This window comes from Streptomyces sp. NPDC055955, assembly GCF_042270245.1.
Taxonomy (GTDB): domain Bacteria; phylum Actinomycetota; class Actinomycetes; order Streptomycetales; family Streptomycetaceae; genus Streptomyces.
Genome location: NZ_JBHJYS010000016.1, coordinates 148,849 through 171,483, shown reverse-complemented (window position 1 = coordinate 171,483; position 22,635 = coordinate 148,849). Strand labels below are relative to the sequence as shown.

The 22,635-nt window shown below is 70.5% G+C and carries 15 protein-coding genes; 9 read left to right on the top strand and 6 right to left on the bottom strand.

The features are described 5' to 3' along the window. Positions 1-13: 13 nt before the first annotated feature. Positions 14-1,099, top strand: coding sequence for an NAD(P)-binding domain-containing protein (locus ACFC96_RS29400; protein ID WP_376263226.1), 1,086 nt, complete (start codon positions 14-16; stop codon positions 1,097-1,099). 153 nt (positions 1,100-1,252) lie between these two features. On the opposite strand, the gene ACFC96_RS29395 is transcribed toward ACFC96_RS29400, so the two are convergent. After that, complete coding sequence (locus ACFC96_RS29395) at positions 1,253-3,067, bottom strand: ABC transporter ATP-binding protein (protein ID WP_376263229.1); 1,815 nt, start codon at positions 3,065-3,067, stop codon at positions 1,253-1,255. Positions 3,068-3,160: 93 nt separating this feature from the next. On the opposite strand from ACFC96_RS29395, the gene ACFC96_RS29390 reads away from it, so the two are divergent. The 3 genes from ACFC96_RS29390 to ACFC96_RS29380 all read left to right on the top strand — a co-directional run bounded on the left by ACFC96_RS29390 (position 3,161) and on the right by ACFC96_RS29380 (position 8,417). Further along, entirely contained in the window at positions 3,161-3,604 is a 444-nt protein-coding gene (locus tag ACFC96_RS29390; protein ID WP_376263232.1) for a MarR family winged helix-turn-helix transcriptional regulator, read from the top strand. 38 nt (positions 3,605-3,642) lie between these two features. Next, positions 3,643-6,561, top strand: coding sequence for an FAD-binding and (Fe-S)-binding domain-containing protein (locus ACFC96_RS29385; RefSeq protein ID WP_376614956.1), 2,919 nt, complete (start codon positions 3,643-3,645; stop codon positions 6,559-6,561). Between the two features lie 386 nt (positions 6,562-6,947). After that, positions 6,948-8,417 (top strand): Gfo/Idh/MocA family protein, encoded by a 1,470-nt coding sequence (locus ACFC96_RS29380; protein WP_376614954.1) that lies wholly within the window; start codon positions 6,948-6,950, stop codon positions 8,415-8,417. Positions 8,418-8,469: 52 nt separating this feature from the next. On the opposite strand, the gene ACFC96_RS29375 is transcribed toward ACFC96_RS29380, so the two are convergent. The 3 genes from ACFC96_RS29375 to ACFC96_RS29365 all read right to left on the bottom strand — a co-directional run bounded on the left by ACFC96_RS29375 (position 8,470) and on the right by ACFC96_RS29365 (position 12,535). Beyond that, positions 8,470-9,855, bottom strand: coding sequence for a cation:dicarboxylate symporter family transporter (locus tag ACFC96_RS29375; protein ID WP_376614952.1), 1,386 nt, complete (start codon positions 9,853-9,855; stop codon positions 8,470-8,472). Between the two features lie 188 nt (positions 9,856-10,043). Beyond that, positions 10,044-11,699: a peptide-N4-asparagine amidase gene (locus ACFC96_RS29370; RefSeq protein WP_376614950.1), complete on the bottom strand. Its 1,656-nt coding sequence runs from the start codon at positions 11,697-11,699 to the stop codon at positions 10,044-10,046. 80 nt (positions 11,700-11,779) lie between these two features. Continuing rightward, the gene (locus ACFC96_RS29365) at positions 11,780-12,535 is read right to left on the bottom strand and encodes a L,D-transpeptidase family protein (protein WP_376614948.1); all 756 of its coding nucleotides are present in this window, start codon (positions 12,533-12,535) and stop codon (positions 11,780-11,782) included. A gap of 186 nt (positions 12,536-12,721) precedes the next feature. Here ACFC96_RS29365 and ACFC96_RS29360 point away from each other — a divergent pair, with 186 nt between their 5' ends. Both ACFC96_RS29360 and ACFC96_RS29355 read left to right on the top strand, forming a co-directional pair. Next, positions 12,722-14,719: an ABC transporter transmembrane domain-containing protein gene (locus tag ACFC96_RS29360; RefSeq protein ID WP_376614946.1), complete on the top strand. Its 1,998-nt coding sequence runs from the start codon at positions 12,722-12,724 to the stop codon at positions 14,717-14,719. Next, entirely contained in the window at positions 14,716-16,506 is a 1,791-nt protein-coding gene (locus ACFC96_RS29355; RefSeq protein WP_376614945.1) for an ABC transporter ATP-binding protein, read from the top strand. Before ACFC96_RS29360 ends, ACFC96_RS29355 begins: the two co-directional genes overlap by 4 nt. Positions 16,507-16,538: 32 nt before the next feature. On the opposite strand, the gene ACFC96_RS29350 is transcribed toward ACFC96_RS29355, so the two are convergent. Further along, complete coding sequence (locus ACFC96_RS29350; RefSeq protein ID WP_376263256.1) at positions 16,539-17,333, bottom strand: metal-dependent hydrolase; 795 nt, start codon at positions 17,331-17,333, stop codon at positions 16,539-16,541. Between the two features lie 157 nt (positions 17,334-17,490). On the opposite strand from ACFC96_RS29350, the gene ACFC96_RS29345 reads away from it, so the two are divergent. The 3 genes from ACFC96_RS29345 (at position 17,491) to ACFC96_RS29335 (ending at position 21,504) form a co-directional block, all read left to right on the top strand. After that, complete coding sequence (locus ACFC96_RS29345; protein WP_376614943.1) at positions 17,491-20,004, top strand: DEAD/DEAH box helicase; 2,514 nt, start codon at positions 17,491-17,493, stop codon at positions 20,002-20,004. 67 nt (positions 20,005-20,071) lie between these two features. Continuing rightward, positions 20,072-20,944 carry an acyl-CoA thioesterase gene (locus ACFC96_RS29340; RefSeq protein WP_376263261.1) on the top strand — a complete coding sequence of 291 codons (873 nt, stop codon included), beginning with the start codon at positions 20,072-20,074 and terminating at the stop codon, positions 20,942-20,944. After that, entirely contained in the window at positions 20,941-21,504 is a 564-nt protein-coding gene (locus ACFC96_RS29335) for a tetratricopeptide repeat protein (RefSeq protein ID WP_376614941.1), read from the top strand. Before ACFC96_RS29340 ends, ACFC96_RS29335 begins: the two co-directional genes overlap by 4 nt. Positions 21,505-21,541: 37 nt before the next feature. Here ACFC96_RS29335 and ACFC96_RS29330 read toward each other — a convergent pair whose 3' ends face one another. Then, positions 21,542-22,531 (bottom strand): DUF6397 family protein, encoded by a 990-nt coding sequence (locus tag ACFC96_RS29330; RefSeq protein ID WP_376614939.1) that lies wholly within the window; start codon positions 22,529-22,531, stop codon positions 21,542-21,544. Between the last annotated feature and the right edge of the window lie 104 nt (positions 22,532-22,635).

Sequence of the window (22,635 nt, the reverse complement as noted above, 5' to 3'; positions counted from 1 at the left end):
GAACGATATCGGGGTGCGGGACACAGCGGACGTACGCGAGGTCGACGTGGTCGTCATAGGCGCTGGACAGGCGGGCCTGTCCAGCGCCTATCACCTGCGCCGGGCCGGCTTCGAGCCGGAGCGGGACTTCGTCGTGCTCGACCACTCCCCGCGCCCCGGCGGCGCCTGGCAGTTCCGCTGGCCCTCGCTGACGTACGGCAAGGTGCACGGCATGCACGCGCTGCCGGGCATGGAACTGACCGGCGCGGACCCGGCCCGGCCGTCGTCGGAGGTGATCGCGGCCTACTTCGCCTCGTACGAGGAGACGTTCGACCTGCGGGTGCGGCGTCCCGTGGATGTGCGTGCCGTGCGGGAAGGGGACGGCGGGAGGCTGCTCGTCGAGACGTCCGACGGAACGTGGTCGACACGGGCGCTGATCAATGCGACGGGGACCTGGGACCGGCCGTTCTGGCCGCGCTACCCGGGACAGGAAACGTTCCGCGGGCGTCAGCTCCACACCGCGATCTACCCGGGCCCGGAGGCGTTCCGCGGACAGCGGGTGATCGTCGTCGGCGGCGGCGCCTCCGGGACTCAGCACCTGATGGAGATCGCGCCCTACGCTGCCGCGACGACCTGGGTGACGCGCCGGCCGCCCGTCTACAACGAGGGCCCCTTCGACGAGAATCTCGGCCGCGCGGCCGTCGCCCTGGTGGACGAGCGGGTCCGGGCGGGGCTGCCCCCGCAGAGCGTGGTGTCGGTGACGGGGCTGCCGCTGAACGATGCGATCCGGCAGGCCCGCGCCGACGGTGTGCTCGACCGGCTGCCGATGTTCGACAGGATCACGCCGTCCGGCGTGGAGTGGGACGACGGCCGGCGGGTCGACGCGGACGTCATCCTGTGGGCCACGGGCTTCCGGCCCGCGATCGAGCATCTGGCACCGCTGAAGCTGCGCGGGCCCGGCGGCGGCATCCAGGCCGAGGACACGCGGGTGGTCGCTGATCCGCGGATCCACTTGGTGGGCTACGGGCCGTCGGCCAGCACGATCGGCGCCAACCGCGCGGGACGCGCGGCTGTACGGGACATCAAGCGCCTGCTGGCAGAGGCGCCGGTCGCCGTGTGACACCTCGGAACGGAACGCCCCCGGCGCGGCCCGGTCGGGCACACTCCCTCACGCACACTCCCTGGGACCCGAACCCTCAGAGGCATCGACCCGGGCATACCGTACTGCCGTCGGTTCCTCCCGGGTGTCCTCCGCAGGCGGCCCGACCACGGCCTAGCGTGCGGGCTCCAGTTGGGAGTCTCTGCGGACCAGGGCGGCATAGCGGCCGTCCCGCTCCAGCAGCTCCTCATGGGTGCCGCGCTCGGCCACCTGCCCGCCGTCGAGAACGACGATCTGGTCGGCGCTCCGGATCGTGGAGAGCCGATGGGCAATGGTCACGGTCGTGCGGTTGGCCGACAGCGCGTCGATGGCCTCCTGCACGGCGAACTCGGTGCGGGTGTCCAGTGCGCTCGTCGCCTCGTCGAGGATGAGGATCGGCGGGTCGCGCAGGATCGTGCGGGCGATGGCGAGGCGCTGCTTCTCGCCGCCGGAGAACCGGTGGCCGCGCTCACCGACGACGGTGTCGTACCCGTCGGGCAAAGAAGCGATGTGTTCATGGATCTGGGCCGCCCTGGCGGCCGCGTGCAGCTCCTCCTCCGTGGCGTCGGGCTTGGCGAAGCGGAGGTTCTCCGCGACGGAGGCGTGAAAGAGGTACGTCTCCTGGGAGACGACGCCGACGGCCCTCGCGAGGGTGTCGAAGTCCAGGTCGCGCACGTCCACTCCGTCGAGCGTGACGCGGCCGCCCGTGACGTCGTACAGACGCGGGACCAGGTAGCTGAGCGTGGACTTGCCGGAACCGGTGGGACCGACGACGGCCAGGCTGCCGCCCGCGGGGACGATGACGTCGATCCCGTCGAGAATCGCCGCGCTCTTGCCGTCGGCGGCGTCGTAACGGAACTCGACGTCCTCGAAGCGGACTTCGCCCTTGATCGTGTCGAGGTGGACGGGCTTCTCGGGCTCGGTGATGTCGATCGGCAGGTCGAGGTACTCGAAGATGCGCTGGAAGAGCGCCAGCGAGGTCTGGATCTGGACGCCGGTGGCGAGCAGGCTCACGGTCGGCCGGAACAGGCCCTGCTGGAGCGAGACGAAGGCGACCAGGGTGCCGATCGACACCGACGGACCGCCGAACTGGAGCGCGACGCCCGCGACCCAGTAGATGACGGCGGGCATGGCGGCCATGACGATCGTGATGACGGCCATGCGCCAGCGCCCCGCCATGTTCGACCGGACCTCGAGCCCGACGAGCTGCTCGGACTCGTCGGCGAACGACCGGGTGAGCGAGTCGGCGCGGCCCATGGTGCGGCCGAGGAGGATGCCGCTCACGGAGAGGGACTCGGTGACCGTGGCGGCCATCGCGGCCATCTGCCTCTGGCGTTCCGTGGTGATCTTCTTGCGCTCGCGACCGACACGGCGGCTGATCCACACGAAGACGGGCAGCAGGAGCAGCGAGACGGCCGTGAGCCGCCAGTCGAGCGCGACCATCGCCACGACGGTCGCGACCACACTGGTGAGGTTCGAGACCAGGGACGTGGCGGTGGAGGTGACCGTCGCCTGCATGCCGCCGATGTCGTTGGCGATGCGGGACTGGACCTCGCCCGTGCGGGTCCTGGTGAAGAAGGCGAGCGACATGCGCTGGAGCCGGCCGTACACGGCGGTGCGCAGGTCATGCATGACGCGCTGGCCGACCGTCGTGGAGATGAGGGTCTGCAGGACGCCGAAGATGCTGGTCATGACGGCACTGAGGATCATGCCCAGGGCGAGCAGGCTCAGCAGGCCCGTGCGGCCCTGCGGGATCGCGGTGTCGAGGATCTCCTTGAGCAGGAAGGGCGTGGCGACCGAGACCAGCGAGGCGGCGCCGACGAGCAGGCCGACCAGCGCGAGGCGGGCGCGGTAGGGGCGGAAGAGGGCCAGGATGCGGCGCATCTGCCGCGGCTCCGGCGACGTGGCGTCGGAGGGCGACGGCGTCCAGCCGGGTTCGTCGTGATGCATGAGCCTCCTACGAGTGGCGATTCAAGTTCTCAGGGAGCATAGCTCATTGTTACCTATACTCACAATGCACAAGGTCCTGATATTGTTCCGTACATGAGTACCCCGGACGCCGACGGCCTTCTCGCGGAACAGCTGCTCCGGCTGACGCGGCGGCTGCAGCGGATCCAGAAGCGCCATCTGGAGCCGGTCGGGATCACGCCCGCCCAGTCCCGGCTCCTGCGCACCCTCGTGCACTACGACACACCGCCGCGCATGGCCGACCTCGCCGAGCGCCTCGAAGTCGTGCCCCGCGCCGTGACGACCCTGGTCGACGGCCTGGAGACGGCCGACCTGGTGCGCCGGGTGCCCGATCCCACCAATCGCAGGGTGATCCGCATCGAGCTCACCGAACAGGGCCGCAAGGCGCTGCGTGAGCTGCGCAGCGCGCGCAGGACCGCCGCAGAGGACATCCTGGCTCCATTGAGCCCCGACCAGCGCGCCCAGCTGGGCATCCTGCTGAACGCGCTGTTCGAGACGCCGTACGACCACCGCTGTTAGCCGCGGGCCGACAGCAGCCGAGGAGAGGTTGAAGAAGCATGCCCCTGCTGGAGCCGAAGCCGGAAGCGCTGCGCCCGGGACCGCACACGGGAGATCCGGCGCCCGACCGGGTGCCGGACGCGCAGGCCGGCGGGACCCCGGAGCCTCTGCGCTCCGAGCTGTCCGGGCTCCTGGGGGCGGACAAGGTCCTCACGCACATCTCGGACCTCGTCCGGTACGCGTCCGACGCGAGTCCCTACCGTTTCGTGCCGCAGGTCGTGGTGGTCGCCGAGGACATCGACGACGTGTCGGCCGTCCTGTCGTACGCGCACGGCAAGGGCCGCGAGGTGGTCTTCCGCGCGGCGGGCACGTCGCTGAACGGGCAGGCGCAGGGCGAGGACATCCTCGTGGACGTCCGCAAGCACTGGGCGGGCGTCGAGGTCATCGGTGACGGCGAGCGGGCCAGGATCGGCCCGGGCACGACGATCGTGCGTGCCAACACGACGCTCGCGCGGCACGGGCGCGTGCTCGGCCCGGACCCGGCCAGCGCGATCGCCTGCACCATCGGCGGGGTCGTCGCGAACAACGCCTCGGGCATGACGGCGGGCACCACCAGGAACTCGTACCGGACGGTCGCCTCGCTCACCTTCGTCCTGCCCTCGGGCACCGTGGTGGACACGGCCGACCCCGACGCGAACGCGCTGCTCGAGCACGCGGAACCGGCGCTTTGTGTGGGCCTGTTGGAGATCAAGGGCGAGATCGAGGCCGACCCGGAGCTGGTCGCCCGTATCCGCGCCAAGTACGAGATCAAGAACACCAACGGCTACCGCCTGGACGCGTTCCTGGACGGGTCGACCCCGGTGGAGATCCTGCGCGGCCTCATGGTGGGGTCCGAGGGGACGTTCGGCTTCATCTCCGAGGTCGTCTTCGACACCCTGCCCCTCGACCGGAAGGTGTCCACGGCGCTGCTGTTCTTCCCCTCGCTGCCCGCGGCGGCAGCGGCGGTCCCGCTGTTCAACGAGGCGGGCGCGATCGCCGTCGAGGTGATGGACGGCAATACGCTGCGTGCCTCGGTGCGCGTCGAGGGGGTGCCCGCCGACTGGGCGCACCTGCCCGGGTCGACGACGGCGCTCCTGGTGGAGTTCCGCGCGCCGGACGAGGCGGCCCAGGAGCGCTACGAGGCGGCGGCCGCCGCGGTGCTGGACGGGCTCGAACTGGTGGCGCCCGTGGCCTCGGTGACCAACGCGTTCACGCGGGACGCGAAGACGATCGGTGGCTATTGGAAGGCCCGCAAGGCGTTCGTGACGGCGGTCGGCGGATCACGCCCCTCCGGGACGACGCTGATCACCGAGGACTTCGCGGTGCCGCCCTCGCGCCTGGCCGAGGCGTGCGAGGCGCTCCTCGAACTCCAGACGCGGCACGGCTTCGACGCCGCCGTCGCCGGTCATGCGGCGCACGGCAACCTGCACTTCCTGCTCGCCTTCGACGCCGGCAGGCCCGAGGACGTCGAGCGGTACGCGGCGTTCATGGACGAGTTCTGCCGCCTCACCGTCGAGCGCTTCGACGGCTCACTCAAGGCCGAGCACGCCACTGGGCGCAACATCGCGCCGTTCCTGGAGCTCGAATGGGGCGCGAAGGCCACGGAGTTGATGTGGCGCACCAAGCAGGTCATCGACCCGGACGGCGTCCTCGCGCCGCGCATCGTCCTCGACCGCGATCCCAAGGCCCACCTGCGCGGCCTCAAGACGATCCCCAAGGTGGAGCTGATCGCCGACCCGTGCATCGAGTGCGGTTTCTGTGAACCCACGTGTCCCAGCGAGGACCTGACGACCACGCCCCGCCAACGGATCGTCCTGCGCCGCGAGATGATGCGCCAGCCGTCCGGTTCGCCGGTCGAGGACGGGCTCGTCGAGGCGTACGGGTACGACGCGGTGGACACGTGCGCGGGCGACTCGACCTGCAAGCTGGCCTGCCCGGTCGGTATCGACACGGGTGCCTACATGAAGGAGTTCCGGCACGCGCGGCACACCCCGCGCGAGGAGAAGGTGGCCGCGTTCACGGCGAAGAACTTCAAGGCCGTGGAGGCGTCGGCGCGACTCGCCGTGGCGGCCGCCGGCAAGATCGGCGACCGGCTCCTGACCTCTGTGACGCAGGCCGCCCGCAAGGCCGTACGCCCCGACCTCGTGCCGGAGTGGCTGCCCGAGATCCCCGCTGCCGCGGCCCGGAAGCTGCCGCGCACCGCACGCGTGGGAGCCGCCGCGGTCTACTACCCTGCCTGCGTCAACCGTATCTTCGGCACCCCGGGGGACGTGTCCCTCGCGCAGGCCATGGTCGCCGTCTCCGCGCGCGCGGGGCGGTCGGTCTGGATTCCGGACGATGTCGCGGGGACATGCTGCGCCACGATCTGGCACTCGAAGGGCTACGACGAGGGCAACACCGTCATGGCGAACCGGATCGTCGAGGCGGCCTGGGGCTGGACCGCCGGCGGCGCACTGCCGCTCGTCGTGGACGCCTCGTCGTGCACGCTCGGCATCGCCCATGAGGTCGTCCCCTATCTGACGGACGACAACAGGGAGTTGCACAAGGAGCTCAAGATCGTCGACTCGATCGTGTGGGCGGCGGACGAGCTGCTGCCGCACCTGACGGTGCACCGGACGGTCGGTTCGGCGGTCCTTCATCCGACGTGTTCCATGGAACACCTGGGCGATGTGGCGCAGTTGCGGGCCGTCGCCGAGGCCTGTGCCGACGAGGTCGTCGTCCCGGACGACGCGGGGTGCTGTGCCTTCGCGGGCGACCGGGGCATGCTCCACAAGGAACTCACCGAGTCGGCCACCCTCAAGGAGGCGGCCGAGGTGACCGCCCGTGGCTTCGACGCGCATCTCTCGGCGAACCGGATGTGCGAGGTGGGCATGGATCACGCGACGGGCCGCAGCTATCACTCCGTGATCGTGGAGCTGGAGCGCGCGACGCGTCCCTAGGGTCTGTCGCACCGGTTCGCGGTGGCCGCCCGGTGGGACGTGGACACCGAGTTTCAGGCCCCGTGTCGTCGTATTCCCGATGTCCGCCCGCAGGGGCGTGGATCCGGAGTCCAGGGCCACGCTCGTCGGCAGGGTCCCCGCCTCCTGGGCGGGGACCCTGTCTGCGTATCGGCGAACGTGGCGGTCAGGGCTCCCCGATGTGGCGGCAGGAAGCATGGCGCCCTGCGGGACGCGCGAGAGCGCGGACTCCTCCCCGCTACCCAAGAGTCCCAAAGAGTCCGTAAAGAAAGTCCAACTCCCTGACCACTTCTGTCCCTTGCGCCCCGGTGTCGTCCCCTCCAGGGTGGCTAGCGCTTGCAGCGCACCCACCCATCGATGGAGGTCCGATGCACGACGACAACGCGACACCGGCACCCGACGCGAGCCACGAGCACCCCGAGCAGAGCGACGGCGGGCAGTCCCGCAGGTCCGTCCTACGGACGGCCGGCATCGCCGGGGCGGGGCTCGGGCTCAGCGCCTTCAGCGGTGGCACGGCGCAGGCCGCCGGCGGGCCGGCCGAGGCCGATCGCGGCGGGGCCGGGCAGGCCGCGGAGGCCCCGGCCCGCAAGGGCGAGACCATGGTCGGCGTGCCCTTCGAGGGGCGTTCCACCGTCCGGGTCGGCATCATCGGGCTCGGCAACCGCGGCGGCAGCATGATCGACCTGTTCCTGGCGATCCCAGGGGTCCAAGTAGTGGCGCTCTGCGACCCGGTGAAGGACAAGACCGCGCGTGCGGCGGCCAAGGTGACAGCCGCGGGGCAGCCCGCCCCTGCCACGTACACCAAGGGCGATCACGACTTCGAGAATCTGTGCAAGCGGGGCGACATCGACTTCGTGTACGCGGCGACGCCCTGGGACTGGCACTTCGAGATGGCGAAGACGGCGATGCTGAACGGCAAGCACGTCGGCGTGGAGTGCCCCATCGCCCTCCAGCTCGACCAGCTCTGGGAGTTGGTCGATCTCTCCGAGCGCACCCGCAGACACTGCATGCAGCTGGAGAACTGCTGCTACGGCAGGAACGAGATGCGAGTCCTGCGGATGGCGCACGCCGGCAAGTTCGGCGACCTGCTGCACGGAGCGGGCGCCTACAACCACGACCTGCGCGGCCTGATGTTCGACCCCGACTACTACGAGGGCCCGTGGCGGCGCCTGTGGCACACGCGACTGCGCGGCGATCTGTACCCCAACCACGGCTTCGGCCCGGTCGCCAACTACATGGACATCAACCGCGGTGACCGCGTCACACACATCTCCAGCTTCGGCACGCCCTCGCTGGGCCTCGCCCAGTACCGCGAGGCCCACATGCCGAAGGGCGACCCGAGCTGGAAGGAGACGTACATCGAGTCCGACCGCACCATCAGTCTGGTCCAGACGGCGAAGGGGCGCGTCATTCGGCTCGAACACGATGTGTCCACGCCCCACCCCTACTCGCGGATCAACAGCCTCGGTGGCACGAAGGGTGTGTTCGAGGACTACCCGGAGCGGATCTATATAGAGCCGGACCACACGAACGACTCCTGGGGTGACTTCTCCAAGTACACCGACTTCGACCACTGGCTGTGGAAGGAGCACTCCAATCCGCCGGGCGGCCACGGCGGCATGGACTACATCATGGTGTTCCGTCTGATGCAGTGTCTGCGGGTGGGTCTCGTACCGGACTTCGACGTGTACGACGCCGCCACGTGGACGTCTCCGGTGCCGCTGAGTCACTTGTCCATCAAGGCGAAGGGCGCGCCTCAGGCGATCCCCGACTTCACGCGCGGGATGTGGAAGAAGGCGCGGCCCGGGGTGGACTCCGAGAAGCCCGAGGAAGCCTGACGGTGCGGGGGCCCGGCACACGGGCGCGCGTGTACCGGGCCCCCGCCAGGTCTCAACCCACCGACTCCGCAGCGGACTTGGGGCCCCGGGGCTTCGCGAGTTCCGGCGCCTCGGCCGGCTCGTCACGGTCCTCCTCCGGTACGAACGGGATCTCGCCGCCCAGCACCTTCTTGGCCTTGACCGTGTCGAGCGCGCCCTCCCAGCGGGATACCACGAAGACGGCCACACAGTTGCCGAGCAGGTTCGTGGAGACGCGCATGGCATCCATGATGCGGTCGACGCCGAGCAGCAGGGCGACGGCACCCGCCGGGATGACCCCGAGGGCGGACGCGGTGGCCGACAGGGCGAGGAAGGCCGAACCGGGCACCCCCGCCATACCCTTGCTGGTGAGCATCAGGACGACCACCACGGTGATCTGCTGACCGAGCGAGAGGTCCACGCCCACGGCCTGCGCGATGAAGAGCGTACCGATGGAGAGATAGATCGACGCCCCGTCGAGGTTGAACGAGTACCCCGTCGGCAGGACCAGGCCCACGGCGTCGTCGCGGCAGCCGGCGTGGCGCAGCTTCTGCATCATGCGGGGCATGACCGTCTCGCTGGAGGCGGTGCCGAGCGCGAGGAGCAGCTCCTCGCGCGTGTAGCGGACGAACTTCCACAGGCTCAGTCCGGTGACCGCCTTCATGGCGAGGCCGAGGAGCACGAGGAAGACCACGGCGACGGCGTAACAGACACCGATGAGCTTGCCGTACGTCGACAGGGCGCCGAGGCCGTACTCCCCCACCAGGTGCGCCGTCGCGCCGAACACGGCGAGCGGGGCCAGCTTCATGATGAAGCCGACGACGGCGAAGACCACTTCCTGGCCCTGTTCGATGGCGGGCAGGATCGCGGGGACCTTGGTGTTGCCGAGATGCAGCAGCGCGGCGCCTACCAGGCAGGCGAGGACGAGCACTTGGAGCAGCGAGTTCTCGGCGAAGGCGCCGACGGCGCTGTCGGGGAGCGAGTGCAGGATGAAGTCGCCGGTCGACGGGAGGGAGCCGCCACCGGTCTTGTCCGCCACGGCGGAGGCGTCCAGCTTGGACGGGTCGACGTTCATGCCGACGCCGGGGCCGGCCAGGTTTCCGGCGAGCAGTCCGACGACGAGGGCGACGGTCGTCGCCACCTCGAACCAGAGGAGCGCCTTGAGCCCGATGCGGCCGAAGGCCTTGAGGTCTCCGGCCTTGGTGATTCCGGCGACGACCACGCAGAAGACCAGGGGCGCGATCATCGCCTTGATGAGACGTACGAAGCCGTCGCCGAGCGGTTGGACGGCTGTGCCCGCGTGGGGCCACAGCCGTCCCACGACGACTCCGATCACGAGTGCGCAGGCGACCTGCGCGAACAATGAGGTACGTAGTACGCGTGCGGCGCGTCGCGGCAGGGACGGTACGGACTGCGGCACGGGGCATTCCTCCGGAGCAATGTCAGTGACTTGTGCGGATTCTGCTATGCGGAAACTTGATTCCAATATCTGTTCCGCGAAGCGTCACTATGTCGGAGTGGCGGCTCTCGTAGAAGACCCCGATGTCACATCGGCGTAAATCTTGGATATTGCTCCAAGTCCTGAACGTCCGTGCCTGACCGCGCCCCTCAGCAGCGCCTGCGGTCCACCGTCAGCGCACCCTGCGCCGTGGCCAGCTCGCGGTCGTAACAACCGTCGGGGCTGGTCAGACGGTATCGCTCGCGACTTGTGCCGACAGCGTGCCGTTCGTCACGCGGCACGTTCGCCGTGTACGAGGCGTCGCCCGCATAGGTGTCGTCGAGCACCGTCCACGCCGCGTGGCCCGCCCCCGTGGCCCGTCCCGTCTTCGCCCGGTCACCGAGCTCGATCACGGTCCGCAGCCGGTTGTCCGCGTCGAGCGTGGTGGCGCCGTCCATCGTGTAGGTCCGGTTCGTACGAAGGGTGTGACGGCCGGAGACGACCGTCTGGCGGTCGGTCCAGGTCCCCTTCAGCGCGTCGTTGTTCTCGCCGTCGGTCCAGCGGTGCGTGGACTCGCCGGCGAGATCGCGGGTGACGGTGGTGGCGACGCGGCCGTGCGAGGTGTTCACGTAACCGGACACCGTCAGGCTGTGCCCGCCCTTCGCGTCCAGGCGGTGCTCGTCCGTGCCGGGCGTGTACGTCGTCGAGATGTCCGGCTCGCTCTCCTTGTGGCCGGTCAGCCCGCCGGTGACGCGCGCACTCCCGCCGTCCTGCCAGACGAGCACGTTGACCGGGGCGCTCCAGCCGCTCTGGCCCTTCGGGACACCCACGACGGAGACGTCGACCCGGTGCGGACGACCGTCGTCGAGGAGTCCGGCGAACGGCGTCAGGTCGTACTGCAGGGGTCGTACGTCGAAGGCTCCGGGAGCCGGAACGACGTACCAGAGGAAGGGATTGGACCAGCCTCCCGTCCAGACGTTCGGGAACGGCGAGGCGATGCCCGCGAGTTGGCCGTCCACGGAGATCTGCACCTCGCGGTACGGTCCGTCGTCCGCCTTGCACGAGTACGGGACCTCGCCCGGCACCGCCAGGTACCAGAACTCCTCGCAGCCGCCACCGGATCCGGTCGCGTACACCTCGGCGACGATGCGCTCGCTGTTACGCGGGGTGGTGAGTGTGCCCTGGTCGAGGGTGAGTACACGGTCGGGCGTGTCCGTGGCGGGCCGACGCTTCGCGCCCGGCTCGGCGGCATAGAAGGTGAGGGTGGCCCTGATCTCGATGACGCCGGTGTAGGTGTCGTCGACAACGTTGCCTATGAGCATCTCGACCGGCTGGTCGGCCCGCAGGGTGTCGCTGTAGCGGGTGACGTCCTTTTCCACGTTCCAGGCGATGCCGTCGGGCGAGGGCTCGGGGGTGGAGGTGCGCAGCACTTCGACGCCACCGATGTGCAGATAGCCGAGACGGTCGAACTGTCGCCCCTTGACCTTGCCTTCGAGGCGCAGGACGACCTTGCTCCACCGGTCGCCGCAGCCCTTGGGCGGGGTGTAACTGCCCTTGTAGGGCGTGAAGTCACGGAACTCGGTCTCCGCGAGCGTCACGCGGCAGGACTTGGTGGTGGGCTTGGCCACCGGCGGCGTGGCGGTGATCGGGTCGTGCCAGTCGGTGCCGAACTCCGTTGGCGGGTCGGCGGGTTGGCCTGCGACAGGACGACTGTCGGCGGAGGCCTCGGCGGGACGGGCTTCAGCGGAGGCGGCGGTGGCCTGGCCGGCGAGGGCAGCGGCCGCGAGGGTCACCGCTGCCAGCATGGACATGACGCGTCTTCTCATGAGGGGTGTTGTACGGGGTGGACGCGGCCCCCGCAACAGCCCGTGCCCGCGCCGGGCGATGCGTCAGTTCTTCAGCCCTTTCAATTCTTCAGCCCTTTCAGTGACGCCTTGTCGCCCATGACCACGACCGGGTGCTGCGCGGGGTCGATCGTGCGCAGCAGGTACTCCATGCCGGACTTCGACAGGCTCACGCATGCCGATGTGCCGCTGCCGTGGTCCATGTGGAGCCAGATGCTGCCGCCCTTGGTCTGCCCCTCGGGCCGGGTCGGGTCGTTCGGCGAGGTGCCCTTCACACGGTTGTAGTCGATGGCGATGACGTAGTCGAAGTCGTGCCAGTGCGACTTGGCCCAGTAGTGCGGGGCCTGGAAAGACGCCGCTTGCGTGTAGGGCAGCTTCGCGCCCGGGTCGGCGAGGACACCGCCCGCGTCGGTGAGCGTGAACACTCCTATGGGGCTTCGCTTGTCGCCCTCGCGGTGGTCGGCGGTCCAGCCCTTCTTGCCGTTGTGGGCGGGCCAGCTCCGCGTCTTGTCCCAGGTGGAACCGGACTTCGTGTAGAGCACGACGGTCGAGTCACCGGAGTTCTTGCCGTCGCCGTAGACCGCGACGACCTGCCCCGCGTTCTGCGGGATCTTCGACTGGAGTTGGTCCCCGACGTCCGGAATGCGCTTGAGGTCGACGGCCGGGCGGTCCTCCTGCCGGCTGTCGGCCGAGCCCGCCCCGGCCTTGCGCCCGCTCCCGTCGCCCCCGCTCGAACCGCCGCAGGCGGACAGGGTCATGAGAAGGACGCTGCAGGCCGCCGCAGCGACCGCCGTTCGAACCGCACCCGCGTTACGCATGCGGTCCATGGTCGCACCACGCACCAGGTGCCCCCGACCGGCCCCGCCCCCGGCGTCGAACACGGGCCGAAACTTTGCCCCACGGCGGAAAACCGTTTGCCTCCGGTGCCTGAATCCCGCGAACCTTGCACGGTTTGTTCCATCCGTACCCCGACTTCGCACTCCCCTTCCAAGCCCTGGGACACCATGCAGATCCACGATCTTCCGTATCCCGACCCGGGCCTGCCAGACGCCCGCTCCGGCCCGCGCTTCCTGCTCTGGCTCGGCCGGAACCAGCTCGGCGGCCAGTTCAAGTCCCTGTGCTGGGGACTCCTCCACTTCCTGTCCGTCGCCTCCCTTCCCTATGGCGTCGGCTTCGCCGTGCAGGCCGTGGTCGACGGTTCAGGCTCACGGCTCGCCCTCGCGGGCGGGCTCATCCTGCTCCTCGGCGCCGCGCTGGCTCTCGGCGACACGATGCTGCACCGGACGGCGGTCACCAACTGGATCACCGCGGCGGCCCGGGTCCAGCAGCTCCTCGCCCGCCGGACGGCGGCCCTGGGCGCCGCGCTGACCCGGCGGGTCGCCGCCGGTGAGGTCGTCGCGGTCTCCACGGGTGACGTCGAGAAGATCGGCTGGTTCGTCGAGGCGCTGTCGCGTTTCGCCGCCGCCGCGCTCACCGTCGTCGTGGTCTGCGTCGGCCTGGTCCTCTACCAGCCGGCGCTCGGCATCGTCGTCGCCGTCGGCATGCCGGTCCTCGCGCTCGCCGTCCTGCCGCTCCTCCCCCGCGCCACCCGCCGCGCCGACCAACAGCGCGAGAAGGCGGGCCGCGCCACGGAACTCGCCTCGGACACCGTCGCGGGACTGCGTGTCCTGCGCGGCATCGGCGGCGAGGAACTGTTCCTCGACCGCTACCGCCGCGCCTCGCAGGAGGTCCGTACCGCCGCCGTGCGCAGCGCGCGCATGTGGTCCCTGATCTCCGCGGTCCAGGTGCTGCTGCCTGGCCTGCTCCTGATCGCGGTCGTCTGGTACGGCATCGAACTGGCCCGCCAGGGCCGGATCACCGTCGGTGAACTCGTCACCGTGTACAGCGCCGTGATGATCCTCAACTACCCGTTGCGGCACTTCGAGGAGATCGCCATGGCGTACTCCTTCTCGCGCCCCTCGGCCCAACGCGCGGCGCGCGTCCTCTCCCTAGAACGGGTCACGGAGCCGGGCGGACTCCGCGCCGCCGAGGCACCGGCCGGTGACCTGTACGACCCGGTGACGGGGCTGCTGGCCCCCGCGGGCCGGCTCACCGCCGTGGTGTGCGGCGACCCCGATCTCGCGGGCCGACTCGCGGACCGACTCGGGGGACACCCCACGGAGGCGGACACCGGGACCAGTTCGAGTACCGCGTCGGGTTCAAGTTCGGGTTCGGGTTCGGGTTCGGGTTCGGGTACAGAGTCCGGACCCGGAGCGGATTCGGATTCCGGGTCCGGGTCCGGTTCCGGAAGCGATCTCGGCAGGCCGACACCGCCCGTCACCGCCCTGCCCTCCGTGCTGCTCGGCGGGGTACCGCTCGACGAGCTGCCGCTCGACACAGCCCGCACCGCCGTGCTCGTGCAGGACAAGGACCCCGTGCTGCTGTCGGGCACGCTCGCCGAACTGCTCGACGTCCCGGCCTCGGGATCCGTGCGTCCCGAGCAGGCGCTGGACGCGGCACAGTGCGCCGACGTGCTGGACGCGCTCTCGCAGGCGTCCCTCGACGACGACCCGATGAACGCGCGGATCACCGAGCGCGGCCGTTCCCTCTCCGGAGGCCAGCGGCAGCGGCTCGCGCTGGCGCGGTCCCTGGTCACCGACCCGGAGGCCCTGGTCCTCGACGAGCCGACGTCCGCCGTCGACTCCCACACCGAGGCCAGGATCGCCGAGGGCCTACGGGCGCTGCGCAGCGGCCGTACGACCGTCGTACTCACCTCGTCACCGCTGCTGCTCGACCGGGCGGACCGCGTCGTCCTGGTCCACGAGGGCACGGTCGCGGCGGTGGGTGAGCACCGGGAGCTGGTGCTCACCGACCCCCGGTACCGGGCCGTCGTGACCCGCGAGACCGACGAGGAGGCGGCGTCGACGGCGCTGTCCCGGAACGCCGACACCTCTCTGCACGGAGATCCGGGCATCGGCGGCGCCGGCATCGAAGAACTCACCGAGATCGAGGAGACGGCATGATCGGCCTGGCGCCACCGGCCTACGACCCGGCGGCCCCGACCACGGCGAACACCCTGCCCGTCGGTGCCCCGGCGACCGTGCGGTCCTACGTCCGCGAGCTGTACCGGCGACACCGCCGCGCGTTCCTGCTGCTCATCGGCGTGAACACGATCGCCGTCGTGGCGTCCATGGTCGGCCCCTATCTGCTCGGCGCCCTGGTCCAGGACGTCTCCGACGGCTCGGACCGGCTGCATGTGGAACATCTGGGCGGCACCATCGCCGTGTTCGTCGTCGCGCTCGTCCTCCAGGCCGTGTTCGTGCGGCAGGTGCGGCTGCGGGGCGCGATGCTCGGCGAGCGAATGCTGGCGGACCTGCGCGAGGACTTCCTCGTACGAGCGGTCGGCCTGCCGCCCGGCGTGCTCGAACGGGCCGGTACCGGTGACCTCCTCTCCCGTATCACCACCGACATCGACCGGCTCGCCAACGCGATGCGCGAGGCCGTTCCCCAGCTGTCCATCGGCGTCGTGTGGGTGGGGCTGCTCCTCGGCGGTCTCGCCGTGACCGCGCCGCCGCTGGTACCGGCCGTCCTCGTCGCGGTACCGCTGCTCGTCGTCGGCTGCCGCTGGTACTTCAAGCGGGCCCCGTCCGCCTACCGCTCGGAGGCCGCCGGCTACGCCGCTGTGGCCGCGGCCCTCGCGGAGACCGTCGACGCCGGGCGCACCATCGAGGCCCACCGGCTCGGCGACCGCCGCGTGGCCATGTCCGACCGGCGGGTCAGGGAGTGGACCGCGTGGGAGCGCTACACGCTCTATCTCCGATCGGTGCTCTTCCCGGTCATCAACGCCACCCATGTGACGGTGCTGTGCTCGGTGCTCCTGATCGGCGGTGTCTTCGCACTCCAGGGCTGGATCGACGTGGGGCAGCTGACCACGGGCGCGCTCATCGCCCAGATGCTGGTCGACCCGCTCGGCCTGATCCTGCGCTGGTACGACGAGCTCCAGGTCGCCCAGGTGTCGCTGGCCAGGCTCGTGGGGGTCAGGGACATCGAGCCGGACGCGGGCGACGGCTCGGTGGCTCCGGACGGCCGGCACGTGCAGGCCGACGACGTGCACTTCGGGTACCGGGCGGGCGTCGACGTACTGCGTCAGGTCTCCCTCGACGTGCGCCCCGGGACACGGCTCGCGCTGGTCGGGCCCTCCGGGGCGGGCAAATCCACGCTCGGCCGGCTGCTCGCCGGGATCTACGCGCCGCGCACCGGGCAGGTCACGCTGGGGGGCGCCGAGCTCTCCCGAATGCCCGCCGAGCACGTGCGCTCGCATGTGGCGCTGGTCAACCAGGAGCACCACGTGTTCGTCGGCTCCCTGCGCGACAATCTGCGGCTCGCGCGTACCGGGGCCAAGGACGCCGAGCTGTGGGCGGCTCTCGGCGCGGTCGACGCGGACGGCTGGGCGCGGGCGCTCGACGGAGGTCTCGATACCGAGGTCGGCTCGGGCGCGGTGGCGCTGACCTCGGCGCAGGCGCAGCAGATCGCCCTGGCGCGCCTGGTCCTCGCCGATCCGCACACCCTGGTCCTGGACGAGGCGACCTCGCTGCTCGATCCTCGGGCGGCCAGGAACCTGGAGCGCTCGCTCGGCAGGGTCCTCGACGGCCGCACGGTCGTCGCGATCGCCCACCGGCTGCACACCGCTCATGACGCGGATGTGATCGCCGTGGTCGAGGAGGGCCGGATCAGGGAGCTCGGCAGCCACGACCAGTTGGTCGCGGCCGACGGTGCGTACGCGGCGCTGTGGCGGTCCTGGCACGGGTGACCGCCCGCGCGGGGCAGGGAGTGCGCGGCGGCTCAGATGACGTTGAGCGCGGCCGCGCACCCCACTCCGCCGAGCAGCATGAACACCGGCATCAGCACCTTGAGCTCGACCCAGCTGCCCGCGCGGAAGCGCATCACCTTGGGCGGACCGATCGGGTACCAGCGCTTGCGGCCGACGGGGATGGGCCACAGGATCGGGCAGCCGGAGACCGTGAGCGCGTCCCCGATGTCGTGGACCAGAGCGCCCAGGACGATCGGCAGGCCCAGCCACAGGTACTCCTGGCCGGGCTGCGTGAACAGCCAGTCCGACCCGTTGCCCGGCTTGTCGAGGATTCCGGCGAGTATCCAGGCGCTGGTCCCGGCGAGCAGCCACACCAGGACGTCGCTGCTGGAGCCGCGCGCCGCCCGCCACAGCAGGCCTTCGATGGCGAGGACCATGTGGACGAAGAGGAGGGCGAGGACCGCCCAGCGCCCGCCGAAGATCGCCGCGGCCGAGGCGCCGGCGCCGATGAGGACGGCCCACAGCCAGGTGTGCGTGAGGGTGCGGTGTCCGCCGGAACGGCGCGGGTCGCCCTTCATACGGGTCGCCTTGTAGACCGCGTACGACAGCTTGTCGACGATCTCGCACAGGCCGCGCGACAGGGGGCCGAAGGCCCGGGAGATGGTGGCCGCCTTGTGGTCCAGGTCGGGGGCGAGGGCCGCGCCCGCGCAGATCAGTGCCCCGACGAGCACGACGGGCCAGGGCATGGGGTGCCCGGCGGCGGCCGCGGCCGCGCCCACCCCCAGCCAGGCCGCTGCTCCTGACAGCGAGTGTGCCGGTCCCATCATGGCTGTGTTCCGCCCCATTCCACTTGTGCGGGTGCCCAGTTGTCCCCACCCGGGCCCCGGCGTCCTGACGCTCCGTCGGCGCCACAGCGTACCTTTCGTGATCTTCGTCCGGGCAACCGATTGCCGGATCGGGTCGGAAGGCAGGCAAGATGGGGGCGTGACCCTTATCGATCAGCTGCCGCAGACCGCCGACCCCGACGCCCTCTACGAGGCTTTCGAGTCGTGGGCCGAGGAGCGCGGGATCACCCTCTATCCCCACCAGGAGGAGGCGCTGATCGAGGTGGTGTCCGGGGCGAACGTGATCGTCTCGACGCCCACCGGGTCCGGCAAGAGCATGATCGCCGCCGGTGCGCACTTCGCGGCGCTCGCACGGGACGAGGTCACCTTCTACACGGCACCGATCAAGGCGCTGGTCTCCGAGAAGTTCTTCGAGCTGTGCAAGCTCTTCGGCACGGAGAACGTCGGCATGCTCACGGGTGACGCGTCGGTCAACGCCGACGCCCCCGTGATCTGCTGCACCGCCGAGATCCTCGCGTCCATCGCGCTGCGCGACGGGGCGCGGGCCGACATCGGCCAGGTCGTGATGGACGAGTTCCACTTCTACGCGGAGGGCGACCGCGGCTGGGCCTGGCAGATTCCCCTGCTCGAACTGCCCCAGGCGCAGTTCATCCTCATGTCGGCGACGCTCGGCGACGTGTCGATGTTCGAGAAGGATCTGACGCGGCGCACCGGCCGCCCCACGTCCGTGGTCAGCTCCGCGACGCGTCCGGTCCCCCTTTCCTACGAGTACCGGCTCACGCCGCTCACGGAGACGCTGACCGAGCTCCTCGACACCCGGCAGGCCCCGGTCTACATCGTGCACTTCACGCAGGCGCAGGCCGTCGAGCGCGCGCAGGCACTCATGAGCATCAACATGTGCACGCGCGAGGAGAAGGAGAAGATCGCCGACCTGATCGGCAACTTCCGCTTCACCACCAAGTTCGGCCGCAATCTGTCGCGCTACGTGCGGCACGGGATCGGCGTGCACCACGCGGGCATGCTGCCCAAGTACCGACGCCTGGTGGAGAAGCTCGCGCAGGCCGGCCTCTTGAAGGTCATCTGCGGTACGGACACGCTGGGCGTGGGCGTCAACGTGCCCATTCGTACCGTTCTGTTCACCGCTCTGACGAAGTACGACGGGACGCGGGTGCGGACGCTGCGCGCGCGGGAGTTCCACCAGATCGCGGGCCGGGCCGGGCGGGCCGGGTTCGACACGGCGGGCCTCGTCGTGGCGCAGGCGCCCGAGCACGTCATCGAGAACGAGAAGGCCCTCTCGAAGGCGGGGGACGACCCGAAGAAGCGCCGCAAGGTGGTCCGCAAGAAGGCGCCCGAGGGCTTCGTCGGCTGGACCGAGAACACCTTCGAGAAGCTGATCGGCTCCGCTCCGGAGCCGCTGACGTCCCGCTTCCGCGTGACGCACATGATGCTGCTCGCGGTCATCGCCCGCCCGGGCAACGCCTTCGACGCCATGCGCCGCCTCCTCGAGGACAACCACGAGCCGCGCAAGCAGCAGCTGCGGCACATCCGCCGTGCGATCGCCATCTACCGCTCGCTCCTCGACGGCGGCATCGTGGAGAAGCTCGACGAGCCCGACCCGACGGGCCGGATCGTGCGCCTGACGGTCGATCTCCAGCAGGACTTCGCGCTCAACCAGCCGCTGTCGACGTTCGCCCTCGCCTCCTTCGACCTGCTCGACAAGGACTCGCCGTCCTACGCGCTCGACATGGTGTCCGTCGTGGAGTCGACGCTCGACGACCCGCGGCAGATCCTCGCCGCCCAGCAGAACAAGGCGCGCGGCGAGGCCGTCGCGGCGATGAAGTCCGACGGCGTCGAGTACGAGGACCGCATGGAGCGGCTCCAGGACGTCACGTACCCGAAGCCCCTGGACGAGCTGCTGTACCACGCGTACGACGTGTACCGCAGGAGCCACCCGTGGGTGGGTGACCACCCGCTGTCGCCGAAGTCCGTGATCCGTGACATGTACGAACGGGCCATGACCTTCACGGAGTTCGTGTCCTTCTACGAGCTCGCCCGCACCGAGGGCATCGTGCTGCGCTACCTGGCCGGCGCCTACAAGACGCTTGAGCACACGGTCCCCGACGATCTCAAGTCCGAGGACCTCGAGGACCTGATCGCCTGGCTGGGAGAGATGGTCCGCCAGGTCGACTCCAGCCTCCTCGACGAGTGGGAGCAGCTCGCCAACCCCGAGGTCATGACGGCCGAGGAGGCCCAGGAGAAGGCCGACCAGGTCAAGCCGGTCACGGCGAACGCGCGCGCGTTCCGGGTGCTCGTCCGCAACGCCATGTTCCGACGGGTCGAGCTGGCCGCCCTCGACAACGTCGACGAACTGGGCGAGCTGGACGCCGACGCGGGCTGGGACGCGGACGCCTGGGGCGAGGCCATGGACAAGTACTGGGACGAGTACGAAGATCTCGGCACCGGTCCCGACGCCCGCGGGCCGAAGCTGCTGCAGATCGAGGAGGACACCGCGCACGGCCTGTGGCGGGTGCGCCAGACGTTCGCCGATCCGAACGGCGATCACGACTGGGGCATCAGCGCCGAGGTCGATCTGGAGGCGTCCGACGCGGAGGGCCGTGCGGTCGTCCGCGTCACGGATGTCAGCCAGCTGTAGGCCCTGCCCCGGACGCGCACCCCGGACGCAGCGCTCGGAGCGCGGCGCAGAGATGGGAGAACAACGCATGACGAACCCGGCTGAGCGGCTCGTCGACCTGCTCGACCTGGAGCAGATCGAGGTCAACATCTTCCGGGGCCGCAGCCCGCAGGAGTCTCTGCAGCGGGTCTTCGGCGGCCAGGTGGCCGGCCAGGCGCTCGTCGCGGCGGGCCGCACCACCGAGGGCGACCGCCCCGTGCACTCGCTGCACGCGTACTTCCTGCGTCCGGGCCGCCCCGGCGTGCCCATCGTGTACCAGGTCGAACGGGTCCGCGACGGCCGGTCGTTCACGACACGCCGTGTCACCGCCGTGCAGCAGGGCCGCACGATCTTCAATCTCACCGCCTCCTTCCACAGGCCCGAGGACGGGAGCTTCGAGCACCAGCTGCCGCCGGCGCGCGAGGTTCCCGATCCGGAGTCCCTGCCGACGATCGCCGACGAGGTCAAAGCCCATCTGGGCGCGCTGCCCGAGACGTTGGAGCTCATGGCGCGGCGCCAGCCCTTCGACATCCGGTACGTGGACCGCCTGCGCTGGTCACCCGAGGACATCGAGAGCGCCGAGCCGCGCAGCGCGGTGTGGATGCGCGCGGTCGGACCCCTCGGCGACGACCCGCTCGTGCACACCTGCGCTCTCACGTACGCGAGCGACATGACCCTCCTCGATGCCGTGCGCATCCCCGTGGAACCGCTGTGGGGTCAGCGCGGTTTCGACATGGCCTCGCTCGACCACGCCATGTGGTTCCACCGTCCCTTCCGTGCGGACGAGTGGTTCCTGTACGACCAGGAGTCCCCGATCGCGACGGGTGGCCGCGGCCTGGCGCGCGGCCGGATCTATGACACCGACGGACACCTCCTCGTGTCCGTGGTGCAAGAGGGCCTCTTCCGGAAGCTCGGGGAGTGACCGGATCCGTCGACCGGGACGCGTCGCTCGCCCGGGCCGTGCGGCTGCGCGAGGACGGCCTGCGCGAGGAGGCCCGCGAGCGGCTCGTCGAGCTGTCCGCCCGGTTCCCCGACGACGCCGGCATCGCGTACCAGACGGCCTGGGTCCACGACGCCCTCGGACTCGAGGCGGACGCCGTTCCGTACTACGTGCGGGCACTCGCCGGCTCCGGCCTGAGCCCGGACGACCGGCGTGGCGCTCTGCTCGGTCTGGGCAGCACGTACCGCACGCTCGGCCGCTACCCGGAGGCGGTCGCCACGCTGAGCGCCGGAGTCACCGAGTTCCCGCAGGACAGGGCCCTCCAGACGTTCCTGGCCATGGCCCTGTACAACGTGGGCCGCGCGCACGACGGGATGCGGCTCCTGCTGACCGTTCTCGCGGCGACGAGCGGCGATCCGGACCTCCTCGCGTACCGGCCGGCCATCGAGCACTACGCCAAGGACCTCGACGCCACCGACCTCGACGCCACGGGTCTCGACGCCACGGGTCTCGACGCCACGGGTCTCGACGCCGTCGAGTAGGGCCGTGCCTGGGAACTGCCCCCGTCCCAGGCCGCGTTCAGGATTCTCTGCGGCGGAGCCAGCCGAACAGTCCACGCGAGGGGCGAGGTGGCTCGGCCCCGACCGGACGCTGCTCACCCGCCGTCCCGGTCACCCCTCCCGTGGGTGCGGTGTCCGGCTCCGGCGGCACCACTCCGTGCGCGTACGCGGTCGGCGTGAGGGGTTCTCGGTCCGCGGCGACGGACGTGCCCGCGTTCGGTCGCGGCGCGGGCCGCAGGCGTCGCGCCTCCGCCAGGCTGAGCAGCAGACTCGCCCTGAGCCAGCTGACCTCGTGCGGGTCGTCCGCTGTCATGATCCGCTCGGAGATGCGTGCCGATGGCGAGTCGGGCGCCCCGTGTCCGGTCGACTCGGGCCGCAGTGTGCTCAGATAGCCGCGCTCGTACGGGCACTTGACGAGTTCCAGGACCGTCACCGGGTGCAGGAGGGACGCGACGGCGGCGGCGCGCTCCCATGCGTCGGAGCTCTGCCCGAGCAGGTGGCCCGCGTGCCGCGAGCGCCAGTTCCTGGCCCGCAGGTCGATCCCCGCGTCGAGGCGGGCGCGCATACGGTCGGGTGCGCGTCCTGTCATCAGTGGTGCGTTGACCTCGGCCGCCGCGAACTCCCTCAGCTCTTCGGCCAGATAGAGCCAGACCACCGCTCGGTACCGGTTCAGGTAGAAGCGGACCGGCGTCAGCATCCCCGCGCGGGCGAGCCGGGTGAACCTGGCTGTGGTGATGTCCATGAGGCCGGCGCCTTCCGTGGTCCCCACGGCCCGGACATGCTCCCTCAGCGAATCCGGGAAGCCCGCGGTGTCACGCACCCGCTCGATCTCCTCGCGGGCCACGCGGCGGCGCCCGCCGTCGTGGGCCGGTACGGTGCGGACGCGTCCGAGTCGCACCGCCAGCTCGAACTCGCCACGCTTCAGGCCCAGTTCGCGAGCCGCCCTGCTCTGTGCGAGCGAGGCGGCAGGTACTCGCGTGGCCGGTGTCGCGATGGTGTCGCCACCCATGTCTGATCTCCCCCGTGAGTCGTGATCGCTCCCGGGAAAAACCGTAGCCCGAATCCCGCCCGCGCCGCCGAGCCTGTGGATAACTCTGACTGGTCCGACGTCTG